The sequence below is a fragment of the Roseomonas alba genome (assembly GCF_019430885.1).
Lineage (GTDB): Bacteria > Pseudomonadota > Alphaproteobacteria > Acetobacterales > Acetobacteraceae > Neoroseomonas > Neoroseomonas alba.
In genome coordinates this window covers 832896-845736 of the sequence record NZ_JAHYBZ010000002.1, presented here as the reverse complement: position 1 = coordinate 845736, position 12841 = coordinate 832896, and the positions used below count along the sequence as shown (strand labels likewise).

At 70.3% G+C, this 12841-nt stretch carries 12 protein-coding genes and 1 riboswitch; of the genes, 7 read left to right on the top strand and 5 right to left on the bottom strand.

Translation table 11 applies throughout. The features are described from left to right. Positions 1-32: 32 nt before the first annotated feature. The 3 genes from KPL78_RS08470 (at position 33) to bfr (ending at position 1865) form a co-directional block, all read left to right on the top strand. A complete protein-coding gene (locus tag KPL78_RS08470) occupies positions 33-1052 on the top strand; it encodes an extracellular solute-binding protein (protein ID WP_219762454.1) in 1020 nt (339 codons plus the stop codon). Between the two features lie 21 nt (positions 1053-1073). Next, the gene (locus KPL78_RS08465; RefSeq protein ID WP_219762453.1) at positions 1074-1253 is read left to right on the top strand and encodes a (2Fe-2S)-binding protein; all 180 of its coding nucleotides are present in this window, start codon (positions 1074-1076) and stop codon (positions 1251-1253) included. 123 nt (positions 1254-1376) lie between these two features. After that, on the top strand, positions 1377-1865 hold the full coding sequence (gene bfr, locus KPL78_RS08460; protein ID WP_219762452.1) for a bacterioferritin: 489 nt from the start codon (positions 1377-1379) through the stop codon (positions 1863-1865). Positions 1866-1997: 132 nt separating this feature from the next. Here bfr and KPL78_RS08455 read toward each other — a convergent pair whose 3' ends face one another. The 3 genes from KPL78_RS08455 to KPL78_RS08445 form a co-directional block, all read right to left on the bottom strand. Then, on the bottom strand, positions 1998-2459 hold the full coding sequence (locus KPL78_RS08455; protein WP_219762451.1) for an NUDIX hydrolase: 462 nt from the start codon (positions 2457-2459) through the stop codon (positions 1998-2000). A 152-nt stretch (positions 2460-2611) separates the two neighbouring features. Beyond that, positions 2612-4285 (bottom strand): ABC transporter permease, encoded by a 1674-nt coding sequence (locus KPL78_RS08450; protein WP_219762450.1) that lies wholly within the window; start codon positions 4283-4285, stop codon positions 2612-2614. A gap of 115 nt (positions 4286-4400) precedes the next feature. Then, positions 4401-5219, bottom strand: a complete 819-nt coding sequence (locus KPL78_RS08445; protein ID WP_219762449.1) for a hypothetical protein — start codon at positions 5217-5219, stop codon at positions 4401-4403. Positions 5220-5335: 116 nt separating this feature from the next. On the opposite strand from KPL78_RS08445, the gene glcF reads away from it, so the two are divergent. Together glcF and KPL78_RS08435 are read left to right on the top strand one after the other, a co-directional pair. After that, the gene (gene glcF, locus KPL78_RS08440) at positions 5336-6652 is read left to right on the top strand and encodes a glycolate oxidase subunit GlcF (protein WP_219762448.1); all 1317 of its coding nucleotides are present in this window, start codon (positions 5336-5338) and stop codon (positions 6650-6652) included. Beyond that, the gene (locus KPL78_RS08435) at positions 6649-7227 is read left to right on the top strand and encodes a tetratricopeptide repeat protein (RefSeq protein ID WP_219762447.1); all 579 of its coding nucleotides are present in this window, start codon (positions 6649-6651) and stop codon (positions 7225-7227) included. The genes glcF and KPL78_RS08435 overlap by 4 nt, the downstream gene beginning before the upstream one ends. Before the next feature lie 45 nt (positions 7228-7272). On the opposite strand, the gene KPL78_RS08430 is transcribed toward KPL78_RS08435, so the two are convergent. Both KPL78_RS08430 and KPL78_RS08425 read right to left on the bottom strand, forming a co-directional pair. Continuing rightward, a complete protein-coding gene (locus tag KPL78_RS08430; protein WP_219762446.1) occupies positions 7273-9834 on the bottom strand; it encodes a calcium-binding protein in 2562 nt (853 codons plus the stop codon). Positions 9835-10345: 511 nt separating this feature from the next. Further along, a complete protein-coding gene (locus tag KPL78_RS08425; protein ID WP_219762445.1) occupies positions 10346-11134 on the bottom strand; it encodes a hypothetical protein in 789 nt (262 codons plus the stop codon). Positions 11135-11271: 137 nt separating this feature from the next. Here KPL78_RS08425 and KPL78_RS08420 point away from each other — a divergent pair, with 137 nt between their 5' ends. Further along, positions 11272-11466, top strand: a complete 195-nt coding sequence (locus KPL78_RS08420; protein WP_219762444.1) for a hypothetical protein — start codon at positions 11272-11274, stop codon at positions 11464-11466. A gap of 460 nt (positions 11467-11926) precedes the next feature. Then, positions 11927-12388, top strand: coding sequence for a hypothetical protein (locus tag KPL78_RS08415; protein WP_219762443.1), 462 nt, complete (start codon positions 11927-11929; stop codon positions 12386-12388). Positions 12389-12587: 199 nt separating this feature from the next. Further along, a riboswitch (cobalamin riboswitch) is annotated at positions 12588-12805 on the top strand. The last annotated feature ends 36 nt before the right edge of the window (positions 12806-12841 follow it).

The following is a 12841-nucleotide window of genomic DNA, read 5'->3' as shown; positions in this document are numbered from 1 at the left end:
TAGTCGACGGCCCGTCACACGATGAGGCCCTGATGCTCCGCCGCACACTTCTCGCGCTTGCCGTCATCGCCACCCCTGCCGCCGCCGCCGAGGCGCAGGAGGTCAACATCTACAATGCGCGCCACTACGACAGCGACGCCGCGCTCTACGAACGCTTCACCCGCGAGACCGGCATTCGCGTGCGTATCATCCAGGGCGATGCCGACCAGCTCATGGCGCGCATCCAGTCCGAGGGCCGCAACAGCCCGGCCGATGTCTTCATCACCGTCGATGCGACGCGCCTGGCCCGCGCGACCCAGGCGGGCATCCTGCAGCCCTACGCCATCCCGGCCGTGGATGCGCGCGTGCCGGCGGATCGCCGCGACCCGAACGGGCTGTGGTTTGCCATCACGATGCGCGGCCGCGTCATCATGTATGACAAGCAGGATGGCCGGCCCGAGGGGCTGAACCGCTACGAGGACCTCGCCGATCCGCGCTTCCGCGGGCAGATCTGCGTGCGGGCGTCCAACCACCCCTACAATGTGGGCCTTGCCACCTCGATCCTCGCCGCCGACGGCGTCGCGGCGACCGAGGCCTGGGCGCGCGGCATCTCCGCCAATCTGGCGCGCCCGCCGCAGGGCGGGGATCGCGACCAGTTCCGCGCCATCCCGTCCGGGCAGTGCAAGATCGCCATCGCCAACACGTACTACCTCGGCCATGTCGGCGCCTCGCAGCGCCCCGAGGATCGCGCGGTGTTCGAGCGCATCGGGGTGATCTTCCCCAACCAGGCGCCGGGTGATCGCGGGACGCATGTGAACGTGTCCGGCGCCGGCCTGGTGACGACCGCACCGAACGCGGCGAATGCGCGGCGGCTGCTGGAATTCCTCGTCTCCGATGAGGCGCAGGAGATCCTGGCGCAAGGCAACATGGAGTACCCGTCCGTACCCGGCGCGCCGATACACCCGATCCTGCGGACCTTCGGCGAGTTCCGCGCCGAACCCATCGCGCCGCTGCTGGATGCGGACCGCGCCGCCGAGGCGCTGCGCATCATGCAGCGCGCCGGCTGGCGCTAAGCGGCGAGGGCGATCGCACCCATGGTCGTCTGCCACTGCAATCGCCTGACCGCGGCGCAGATCGCCGCGGTCATCGCCGCCGGCGCCTCCCGCCCCGCAGAGGTCTATGCCGGCTGCGGCTGCGGCGCCCAATGCGGCTGCTGCTGCCAGACCATCCTAAGCCTGCTGCGCTCGGGGTCCGAGGACGGCAAGTCGGGCTGATAATGCGCCGCAAGCGCGTTCCTCTGCAAATTCAAAGGCTTGCTTGACATCCCGGCAGGTCGCTCCACACTTTCAACCGGAAGGGGCGGCGCGCCGGGATGCGTCGCGTCGATGGAGGATGCCATGCTGCGCGACCCGAAGGTGATCGAGCATCTCAACACCCAGCTCACCAATGAACTGACCGCGATCAACCAGTACTTCCTGCATGCGCGCATGCTTCGGCACTGGGGCGTGACCAAGCTCGGCAAGCACGAATACGAAGAGTCGATCGAGGAGATGAAGCATGCGGACATGCTCATCGACCGCATCCTCTTCCTGAACGGCCACCCCAACGTGCAGCGCCTGAACCCGATCCTGACGGGCGAGGGCGTGCGCGAAATCCTCGAATGCGACCAGAAGCTCGAGGAGAAGGCGATCAACGACCTGCGCGAGGCGATCGCCTATTGCGAATCGGTGCGGGATTTCGTGTCGCGCGACCTGTTCCTCAACATCCTGAAGGATGAGGAGAAGCACGCGGACTTCGTGGATACGCAGTTCGACCTGATCGAGAAGATCGGGATCGAACGCTACACGCTGCTGAACTCGGACGCGGCGCCCGATCAGGATCACTGAGGGCGATGTGTTGGGGAGCCTCGGCTCCTCACCATGCGGGTGGCGCGATCAAGGAATTGGTCCTCGATATGCCGGTTCCGCCGGCGCCAGTGCGGCGGCAGCGGTCCGCGTTCCCGGCGGCGCGCCGAGCTGTCAGCACGGGCCAGCCTTAGACAGTGGCCATCCATATTCCGAATAGCGGTCGCCCTGTGCGATGCACCGCAGGGCTTGTCGGACATACGGGATCGTCTCGTCAGGCAGGGCGTTGGCGGCCCGCCACATGAGATCGCAATGCTTGTCCGTCTCGCAGATTCGGGGGATGCCGGACCACTCCGTGGCCACGAAAAAGTGCCCAACCCAATCAGACCCGTCTGTCTGGCTGTGGAGGGTGTGGGCGTAGTGCAGGGCTGACGGCGCGACCCACACACCGACTTCCTCCTCGGCTTCTCTGCGTGCTGCGGAAGCGATCGTCTCCCCGGCATCCAGCCCTCCCGCCGGCAGACTGAACTGTCCATCCAGCCAGCCCGTTGCCTTCCTGCGGAGCAGGCAGATTTCCGATCCCTGCATGAGGGCGACGAAGACCGACGCCGAATGCATGTGGCGCAGACGCCCCATTAGGCACCCTTCCGATTCCATGGCAATCTTCGCACGGACCCCAGCGGACACGACGGGATGATTCGCCGTTTCGTCCAAAGTCCCGACGGACGCTGTGGCTACAGAGGGAACCTTCGATCCGAAGGGCAGCCGGGCCGGGCAAGGCCGTTCGGCTACTCCTTCCGCCGCATCGCCCGTGTCAGTGCCGCCACGGGCAGCAGCCCCACCACCACGATCAGCAGCGCCGCCGTTGAGGCCTCGACCAGCCGCTCGTCCGAGGCGAGATTGTAGACCCGCACGGCCAGCGTATCGAAGTCGAAAGGCCGCACGATCAGCGTCGCCGGCAGTTCCTTCATCGTGTCCACGAAGACCAGCACGGCCGCGGTCAGCAGGGCGCCGCGAGCCAGGGGCAATTCCACTTCCCGCACCGCTTGGCCCGGCGTGCGGCCCAGCACGCGCGCGGCGGAGAGCAGCGACGGCTTCAACCGCGCCAGCCCCGATTCCACCGAGGACAGCGCCACGGTCAGGAAGCGCACCAGATAGCCGAAGACCAGCGCCGCCATGGTCCCTGACAGCAGCAGCCCGGTGGACACGCCGAAGTGGCGGCGCATCCAGTCATCCAGCGCGTTGTCGAACAGGCCGAAGGGTACCAGCGTGCCGACCGCGATGACCGACCCCGGCAGCGCATAACCCAGTGACGCGATCCGGTTCGCGATGGTCCGCAGCGGGGAGGGATGCAGCCGCGCCCCCCAGGCCATCAGCGCCGCGAGGATCACCGCCAGAACTGCCGTGACGCTGGACACCAGCAGGGAATTGGTCGCGTAGGGCAGGAAGCGGCGGGGGTCGAGTGGATCGCCCGCCGTCACGGTCATCCAGAGCAACGCCCCGGCCGGCACGGCGAAGCCCAGCACTACGGGCATGGCGCAGGCGAGGATCGCCACCGCCTGCTTCCAGCCATGCAGCACCACGGGACGCAGCGGGGGATGGCGTGTCGTGGTCGGATGAAAGCGCCGGCCGCCGCGGGAAAAATACTCCAGCGCCAGCGCCAGGAAGACGCAGCCGAGCAGCGCGACCGACAACTGCGCCGCCGCGCCCCGGTCGCCCATGCCGAACCAGGCCTCGTAGATGCCGGTGGTGAAGGTGCGCACGCCGAAATACTGGACGGTGCCGAAATCGGCGAGGGTCTCCATCAGCGCCAGCCCGACGCCGGCCACCAGGGCCGGGCGTGCCAGCGGCAGCGCCACGTGCAGGAAGGTGCGCGTCAGCCCATGCCCCAGGGTGCGCGACGCTTCGAGCAGACAGACGCTCTGTTGCAGGAAGGCCGCGCGGCAGAGCAGGTAGACATAAGGGTAGAGCACCATCGCCAGCATCACGGCCGCTCCGGGCAGGGACCGGATCTCCGGCATCCAGTACTGGCCGTAATGCAGCCCGGTGACGTCGCGGAAGGTCGTCTGCACCGGCCCCGCCACGTCGAGCAGCCACGTATAGACATAGCCGTTCAGATAGGCCGGGATCGCCATGGGTAGCAGCAGCGCGACCTCCAGCAGCCGGCGGCCACGGAAGGCGCAGGTGGACACGATCCAGGCCGAAACCGCCCCGGCGGACCCGGCCATCGCCCCCACCAGCAGGGAGAGCAGCACCGAATTGCCCAGCATTTCGGGCAGGGTGGTGCTGGCGATGAAGCCGAAGCTCTGCCCGGGCGTGGTGAAGGCTGTCACCACCACGGCGACCAGGGGTCCGGTAATCGCCGCGGCGATCAGCAGGGACCCCCAGGCCCAGGCCGGTGCGCGGCGCGGCTGCGGCCGCGCGGTGACGGGTGCGGCATCCAGCGTGAGGTTGCGAAGCATTCTCGCGGCTGGATAGCACGCCGCGCGGCGGGCGGGGAGGGCGTCCGCGGCGCGTTTGGCAAGGTCCTGCGCCGGACCCGGACATGCGCCGCGGGGCGCATGTCCAAACCGGCTCTCAGCGCGACGGTGCGGGCGGAATGGTCACGCCGCCCTGGAAACCCTGGATCGTCCAGTCATAGGCCTGGGAGCCGACGCGGATGCCCCCCAGCCGGGCAGATCCCATGTCGAGGATGACCGTCGTCGTCGCCGTCCACATGCACAGCAGCAGCACGGTCAGGACCCGCAGCGGCTTGCCCCGCAGCCCGAGCTGGAAGCCGAGCGCGGACATCGACACCAGGCTCATCCCCACCAGCAGCCAGAAGAGTTGCGGCGGGAAGAGCATGGCGAAGGCGAAGCGCTCCGCCGTGGCGAGGTCGAAGGCATTGTTCAGCGCATTCATCAGCGAATTGGTGGTCGGGTCCGGCCGTTCGCGCACCAGCGCCGTCACATGGCCCCACATCTCGCTCTGCAGGGCATTGCTGCGGCGCGAGACCTCGGTCTCAGCAGCGGCGTCGCGGTCCATCAGCACGAAGGTCCGGCGCAGCGCGGTGTACTCCTCCAGCAGCCGTGCGATCTCGCCCCCGCGCGGCCCACCGATGGCCTGGGCCTGCAGCCAGGCCGTGCCGATGGCATTGGCCTCGGCGAGCGTGCCCTCCCGCCTTTCCTGGAAGCGGGCCGAGGAGAAGGAGAGGGTGAGCGCCAGCACGAAGGCGAGCAGGCCGAGCATGCCGCCGACCACGACGCCGACGCCCTCGCCGACGCCCTTCTCGCGTGCCGCGGCGCGTTGGCCGATGAGGTAGCCGATCTCCTTGGCGATGAACTGCACGAGGACCATGGCCAGGGCGAAAAGGCCGACGCCGAGCTGGGCGATGGCCTGCACGGTCTCGTTCAACATCCGGCGACTCGCCCTCCCGCGGCCTTTGGCCGCGGAACGATAGGCAGGGCGCGGGCCGGCCGTCCATGCGCTGTGCGCCGCTGGCAGCGCGGCCCGGGGGTGCCTAGAGTATCGGCATGCAGACGCATTTCTCGGCCGCCCAGCTCGCCGACCCCGATACCGCGGAAAGCAACCGCATCCTGCGCAGCTGCGTGCATTGCGGCATGTGCACCGCGACCTGCCCGACCTTCCTGCTGCTGGGCGACGAACTCGATTCCCCGCGCGGCCGCATCTACCTGATCAAGGAGATGCTGGAGGGCGGCCAGCCGGCGACCGAGCAGGTGGTCCGCCATGTCGATCGCTGCCTGTCGTGCCTGTCCTGCATGACGACCTGTCCCTCGGGCGTGCACTACATGCACCTGATCGACCATGCGCGCGCCTATATCGAGAAGACCTACACCCGGCCCTGGCCCGAGCGGGCGCTGCGGCGGTTGCTGTCGGCCCTGCTGCCCTATCCGGGGCGGTTCCGGCTGGCGCTGCGCGGGGCGGGGTTGGCACGGGCCTTCGGCGGGATGGTGCCCGGCGGGTCGATGACGGCGCAGCGGCTGCGGGCGATGCTGCGCCTCGCGCCGGGCTCCGTGCCGGCGGCCTCGCCGGTCGAACGGCCGGGCGTGCATCTGGCGGAGGGGCCGCGCCGCGGCCGGGTCGCGCTGCTGGCCGGCTGCGCGCAGCAGGTTCTTGCCCCCTCGATCAACGAGGCAACCATTCGTCTGCTGACCCGGATGGGCATCGAGGTGGTGGTGACGGCGGGGCAGGGGTGCTGCGGCGCGCTGGATCACCATATGGGCCATCATGACCCAGCGATGCGCCTGGCCCGCGCCAATATCCGCGCCTGGTCCCGCGAGCTCGCGGGCGGGGGGCTGGATGCGATCGTGGTGAACACCTCGGGTTGCGGTACCACCGTGAAGGATTACGGCTTCATGTTCCGCGAGGAACCGGAGCACGAGGCGGCCGCGAGGGTCTCCGAGCTGGCGGCTGACATCTCCGAGGTGCTGCAACGCTTCGGCTATGCGCCGTCGCGCCCGGCGCCGGGGCTGGCCGTCGCCTATCACGCCGCCTGTTCGCTGCAGCACGGCCAGAAGATCACCGAGGCGCCGAAGGCCCTGCTGAAGACCGCGGGCTTCACCGTCAAGGAACCGGCGGAGGGACACATCTGCTGCGGGTCGGCCGGCACCTACAACCTGATGCAGCCGGAGATCGCGGGGCAGCTCAAGGCACGCAAGCAGGCCAATATCGAACGGACCGGCGCGACCCTGATCGCGGCGGGCAATATCGGCTGCCTGACACAGCTCGGCGACGGCACGATGCCGGCGGTGCACACGGTCGAATTGCTGGACTGGATGGCGGGCGGGCCGGAACCGGCGGCGCTCGGCCGGGCCAGGGCCGCGGCATGACCATGCGCCGCGCCGTGATCGCCCTGCCGCTGCTGGCGCTGCCCGGCCTCGCCTCCGCGCAGCAGAGCGGTCCGACGCGGCAGCAGGAGGCGCGGCGCGCCGAACTCGACAGCCTGTTCGAGACGCTGAAGATCGCTCCGGACGAGGCGGCTGCGGCCCTGGTCGAAGGCCGCATCCGCGTGCTGTGGATCGAAAGCGCCTCGCCCGCCGCGGTGCTGCTGCTGCGCCGCGGCGCGCGGAACCTGGCGGCGCGCACCTTCGACGAGGCGCTGGAGGATTTCGACGCCGCGCTGGTGCTCTCGCCCGACAGCGCCGAGGCCTGGCATCAGCGGGCCCAGGCCTACGCCGCCATGGGCGATGCGCGGTCCGCGGCACGGGATCTGCAGGAGACGCTGCGCCTGGAACCGCGCCACTTCCCTGCGCTGGTGACGCTGTCGACGCTGCAGGAGCAGGCCGGCGATGCGGCGGGCGCGCTGCGCAGCATGCAGGCGGCACTCGACCTCAATCCGCGCCTGCGCGGCGGGCAGGAACGGCTGCGGGAATTGCGCCGCAAGGCGGAGGGCGACGTGACCTGACAGCGCCGCCGGCGCTTCGGTCGCAGCGTCGTCGCGGGCCGGGCGCTACGCCCAGAGCACCGCATGCGTGTCGAATCTGGAAGGCGGGAAGCCCGGCAGCAGGAAGGCCATGTCGGCGCTGCCATCGCCGTCGAGGTCGATGAACAGCGTCTGCTGCGCCTCGTCGAAGCGCCCTTCGGCGCTGCCCTGGGCAGTGAAGGCGAAGTCGCCGCGCCAGCGGAATTCGCCGCCCATGCCGATCCCGGCGAAGGCCAGGGCGTCGCCCTCCTGCGGGTTGAAGCCGACGATGGTGTCCGGCGCCGAGACTGGCGAATGCGATACCGCCGTGAAGATGAACAGGTCCGTCCCGGCGCCTCCGGCCAGGCGATCGACACCGGCGCCGCCGGTGATCTCGTCATTGCCGGCGCCGCCGGTGATGGTGTCGTTGCCCGCGCCGCCATAGAGGCGCGTGCGGACCGTGGTCACGGCGGTGACGGCAATCTCATCATTGCCGGCGCCGCCATGGATCAGTTCCACGCCCCCGGCCAGGACGCGGATGCCGCCATCGCCCAGCGTCAGGGCGTCGCTGCCGGCGCCGAGCGCGACCGAAACCTGTCCCGCGGCCCCAGCGATCGTGACCTGATCCGCACCGGCAGCACCCTGTACGGCCTCGACATTGCGCAGCACGACCGCATTCGCACCTTGGGCCAGGACCACGCGATCGGTGCCGGCGCCGAGGTCGATCTCCGCAGCACCGGTGCCGCGCGCCAGGGTGACTCCATCGTCGCCGCTGCCGCCAGTGATGTGCTCGACATCCGCGACCGTCACCTGATTACCGCCCGGGCCGAGCAGCACATGGTCGTCCCCGGCGCCAAGGCGCAGGATCACGCCGCTCGCCCCGCCGGCGAGGTCGATCGTGTCCGCACCGTCGCTGCCCTGGACGAGCTCGACATTGGCGAGCGCGATGCGATTGCCGCCGCGCGTGAGGATCAGCCGATCGCTGCCGCCGCCGAGGTCGACCAGGCCTGACGGCATGGCCGAGCCCAGGGTGACGACATCCGCGCCCGCGCCACCCGTGATGGTCTCGGCCAGCACCGCAGTCAGGATGTTGTCGCCACCCGCCAGCGTCAGCCGGTCCTGGCCGGCGCCGAGATGCAGCGTTGCGCCACGCAGCGTGTCGAGCAGGGTGATGGTGTCGTCGCCGCCCCCGGCCTCGAGCTTCTCGACGCTGCGCAGGCGTAAGCGTTCGGCCGCATTGGTGAGGACCACGCTGTCGCGCCCGGCGCCGAGATCGAGCAGGGCGTTGTTCGGGGCCGCGACCACGGTCACGTCATCGGCGCCGGCGCCGCCGGTCATGGTCTCGACGCCGCTGACGGAGAGCCGGTTGCCGCCCGCCGCCAGGGTGAGCCGGTCGTCGCCGCCGCCGAGATCGACCAGGGGATGGTCCATCCGGCGGCCGAACAGGATGGTGTCCGCGCCGCTGCCGCCGAGCAGCGTCTCCACCCCCGCGACCGTCAGCGTGTTGCCGCCATCGCCGAGGCGCAGCCGGTCCTGCCCGCCGAGCAGGTCGATCCGTCCGGTCATCGGGGCGGCGAGGGTGAGGTCCTCGTCACCGCCACCGCCTTCCAGGGTCTCGACGTTAAGGATCAGCGCCTGCACCGGGCCGCCGCGGATGATCAGCCGGTCCGCGCCGCCGCCGAGGTCGATCACGCCGGCGGCGATGGCGCCGGAGAGGGTGACCTCGTCATCGCCGCTGCCGCCGCGCAGAGTCTCGGTGCCGCGTGCCCAGAGGGTGTTCCGGCCCTCGGCCAGGACCAGGCTGTCGGCGCCGGTGCCGAGGTCGATCAGCGCCCCGGCCAGGCCCGACAGCAGCACGATCGCGTCGGATGCGGCACTGCCGCGGATGGTCTCCATGCCTGTGGCGACCAGGCTGCCGCCGCCGAGCATCAGGATGCTGTCGGCGCCGCTGCCTCCGGCAATGGTTTCGACGCCGCGTATCGCAAGCGCGTTGCCGCCATCGGCAAGCTGGATGCTGTCCGCGCCCGCGCCGAGGTCGAAGAGACCCCCATTGGGCAGCGCCGCGGCGAGCATGAGGCGGTCATCGCCGCTGGCCGCCGTGACGGCCTCGACGCCGAGCAGGGTTAGGATGTTGCCGCCAGCCGCCAGCACCAGGGAATCGGTGCCGGCGCCGAGGTCGATGCGGCGGCCGCCCTGGCTTTCCGCCAGGGTGACGCTGTCATTACCGGCGCCGCCGAGGATGGTCTCGGCGCCCGAGACGGTGACCAGCCCGCCATCCGTGCCGAATACCAGCCGGTCGTTGCCGGCCCCGAGATCGAGCACGCCCTCGGCGTAGCCGGTGAGCAGGATGGTGTCGTTGCCGCCACCGGCCCGCAGGTATTCGACGCCGGCGAGGCTGATGGAATCGGCCCCGTCGGACAACCAGACGCTGTCCGCGCCCTCCTTGAGATCGATCGCCATGCCGAGGGCGGCCCCGGTGACCGTCACCTCCTCAATGCCGCGATTGCCGAGGACGGTCTCGATGTCGGGCGCGATGGTGACCGCGTTGCCCCTGGTCGAGATCATGGAGAGCCGGTCGGCCCCGGCGCCCAGGCTATAGAAGCCGAGCATGCGGGCGCCGCTGTAGATGTCGTCGTTGCCGCTGCCGCCGAGGACCGTCTCGACGCCGGTGATCGTGACGTAGTTGCCGCCATCGGCGAGCAGCAGCGCATCGCCGCCGCCCTTGAGGTCGATGCGCAGGTCGCTGGTCGGGGCGGTGAGGACGATGGTGTCCGCGCCATTGCCGCCGACGAGAGATTCGACGCCCTGGACCGAGGCCAGGTTGCCGGCATCGGCGAGGACCAGCGTATCGCTGCCGCCGCCGAGGTCGACGATGGCATCGGCGAGCGCGCCGGTGACGGTGACGCTGTCGGCCTTGGTGCCGCCGGTCAGCCGGTCGAAGCCCGCGAGGCTGACGGTGTTCGGGCTGTTGCTGGTGAGGGTGAGTGTGGACAGGGGGAAGGCTCCGGCTCGGGCCGACGCCTTGCGGCGCCGGACCCGGGCAGGATGTCCGCCTGTCCCTAAAAAGAGACGAAATTAGGAGACCGATCTCATATCACGAGACCGTGTCACCAAACCGTGGTCAGGTCTTGATGGGACCTCCGCGGCCGCGTCCCTGACCCGGAGGGTCGTTCGGATCATTGTCCGACGGACCGCTGGGTGCCTGGCGACCGGGACGCTGCCCGCCGCCACGGCCCTGCCCGGGCGGGTCGTTCGGGTCGCTGTCGGACACGCCGCCGCCCTGACGGCCGCCGCCGCGGCCCTGGCCCGGCGGGTCATTGGGGTCGTTGTCGGTGACACCGCCAGGCCGCCGCGCGCCGCCGCCCCGCCCACCGCCGGGCGGGTCGTTCGGATCATTGTCCGTCACACCACCACGGCCGCTTCCGCCGCGGCCCTGGCCTGGCGGATCGTTGGGGTCGTTGTCGGTGACGCCGCCGGGACGGCGACCACCGCCGCCACCACGTCCACCGCCCGGCGGATCATTGGGATCGTTGTCGGAAACGCCGGTGCGGGGGCGCTGGCCTCCGCGCCCCTGGCCCGGCGGATCGTTCGGATCGTTGTCGCTCGGTCCCATCGGGCGACCGCCGCCGCGTGGGCCGCGGCCATTGCCCGGGTCGTCATTCGGGTCGGCGTCCGTGAGACCGGAGCGGGGCTGTTGGGGGCGCTGCTGACCCTTGACCGGCGGACCGCCGGGCGAGGGGGCCGGCGCACCCTGCGGCGGCGCGGGGGCGGGCGCCGGCGCCTGGCCACCGCCTTCGCCCTTGCCGCCCTGCGCGACGGCGGCGCCGGGTACACCGGCGACACCGCCGGCTGCCGCAGCGCGGACCATCAAGACGCGCCGCGCGAGGCGGCCTTCCTTCGAATCGGTCATGTATGGCGGGCCTTCTGGGTTCCGTCCCGCCCATTCTCTGCGGCAGGGGGCATGGCGCACAAGCGGGCGATGGGAAAGCGGGTGAACGGGATCACACGGGGCTTGCATTCATGTTCCCGTTTTGTTCTTATCATCGCATGAGAGCGACCCGACCCTGCGATCCCTCGCTGCTGATCCCGCCCTGCCCGGTGGCGGTGCGCCCGGCGCCCGTGCTGCGCTTCGTTCCGGCCAGGCCCGTGCGACGCATCGCCCGCCAGGCGATGCGCGACTTCACAGCCTTCCTCGCATTGGCCTGGGCGGTAGCGGAGCTGTGCCTCTGGGTTGGCGCCTGACGGCTCGCCGGGATCCATCTGCCAGGGCAGGGGGACGGTTCGCCGCTCAGGCGTGATGGTTGTGTGCCTGCACCCCTCGTTCGGCGGTGCGACGGCGCGTGGCGCCGATGGTTGCCCGAATGCTGCGAGGCGATGCCGGCCGATCCGCATGTGGCACGCAGTCGCGGCCCCTGCGCAGTGAATTCCCGCGCATCCTGGCCTGAATGAGCACGGCCCATAGCGCGATCCTCGCAGTGCAGAGGCGCGAATTCACGTGGGCTCCATCATGGCAGCGTCTGGATCAGGGCGCCCCTGCAGTGAATAGACGGCCCAGAGATTATTCAGATGTGTGACGTTTTTTATGCATGAGCTCGACGGGATGCTGCCGTGATCTTGGCGCGGTCATGACTTTCATCCCGCCCGTCCCAGATGACTGCCGGGCAGGCGCAAACGCCTCCAACCATGTGGGAAGGACATCATCATGACGCTCAAGCACTCCATGCTGCTGATCGTCGCCGCGCTGGGTTCGGGCTGCATCGGTGCGGGGGCCGCGGCCCCGGCGATGGCCAACGTCAGTGACGCTGACCACGTCCTTGCCAGCGCGGAGGCCGGTCGAGGACCGGACGCCGCTCCGCGGGGGCATGGCGTGGGCGCACCGGCGGGCGAACGTCGTGCCTCGGCCGGACAGGCCGTGTCGCAGAACTTCGTCAACCAGGGCCCCCACAGCTTCGGAGACCCGATGGCCTCCGGCCGCAACGCGGCGGGTTCGATGGCCTCTCCGAATTTCGCCAATCAGGGTCCCCACGGGTTCGGCGACCCGATGGCCTCCGGCCGGACAGCGACCGGCTCGATGGCCTCGCCGAACTTCGCCAATCAGGGTCCCCATGCCTTCGGTGGTCCGGTGGGAGGCGGCGCGGCGGTGGCTGTCCCGGCTGGCCGGTAGGCCTCAGCCCCTTCGGCACTGCCGCCGCGATCCGCAGCCCGGCATGGCGGCCGGGCCCAGCTGGACGAGGCTGACGCCACGCGGTGTCACGAGCACAGACGATCATTCCGATGCGGGCAGATCTGGCCGCGGAGCGCGGCACGGGCCTGCCGGGAGGTCGCACGGTCAGCCTTCCCTCTTGCATCTAAAACATATCAAGATATCCTTATAATGCGTTGGTCCCGTGCGAGCGGGCGCAAGAGGGAACGCCGTGCGCGGGGATCGCCCCCGCAAGTCGGCGGCTGCCCCAGCAACTGTCGGCGGCGAGCCGCCGGCCCTTCCGCGGGTGTTCCGCGGGCCACTGCGCGCAGGCGCGGGAAGGCGGGCCGGTGGCGGAGACCCGCAAGCCAGGAGACCTGCCGGCGCCGCCGACCTGCCCGTGACCCGGGCGGGCAGCGCCATCCCTTGGCTGCC

Coding starts and splice junctions, on each gene's coding strand:
- KPL78_RS08470 (WP_219762454.1), top strand. CDS start 33: ATGCTCCGCCGCACACTTCTCGCGCTTGCCGTCATCGCCACCCCTGCC.
- KPL78_RS08465 (WP_219762453.1), top strand. CDS start 1,074: ATGGTCGTCTGCCACTGCAATCGCCTGACCGCGGCGCAGATCGCCGCG.
- bfr (WP_219762452.1), top strand. CDS start 1,377: ATGCTGCGCGACCCGAAGGTGATCGAGCATCTCAACACCCAGCTCACC.
- KPL78_RS08455 (WP_219762451.1), bottom strand. CDS start 2,459: ATGGGGCGTCTGCGCCACATGCATTCGGCGTCGGTCTTCGTCGCCCTC.
- KPL78_RS08450 (WP_219762450.1), bottom strand. CDS start 4,285: ATGCTTCGCAACCTCACGCTGGATGCCGCACCCGTCACCGCGCGGCCG.
- KPL78_RS08445 (WP_219762449.1), bottom strand. CDS start 5,219: ATGTTGAACGAGACCGTGCAGGCCATCGCCCAGCTCGGCGTCGGCCTT.
- glcF (WP_219762448.1), top strand. CDS start 5,336: ATGCAGACGCATTTCTCGGCCGCCCAGCTCGCCGACCCCGATACCGCG.
- KPL78_RS08435 (WP_219762447.1), top strand. CDS start 6,649: ATGACCATGCGCCGCGCCGTGATCGCCCTGCCGCTGCTGGCGCTGCCC.
- KPL78_RS08430 (WP_219762446.1), bottom strand. CDS start 9,834: ATGCTCGGCTTCTATAGCCTGGGCGCCGGGGCCGACCGGCTCTCCATG.
- KPL78_RS08425 (WP_219762445.1), bottom strand. CDS start 11,134: ATGACCGATTCGAAGGAAGGCCGCCTCGCGCGGCGCGTCTTGATGGTC.
- KPL78_RS08420 (WP_219762444.1), top strand. CDS start 11,272: ATGAGAGCGACCCGACCCTGCGATCCCTCGCTGCTGATCCCGCCCTGC.
- KPL78_RS08415 (WP_219762443.1), top strand. CDS start 11,927: ATGACGCTCAAGCACTCCATGCTGCTGATCGTCGCCGCGCTGGGTTCG.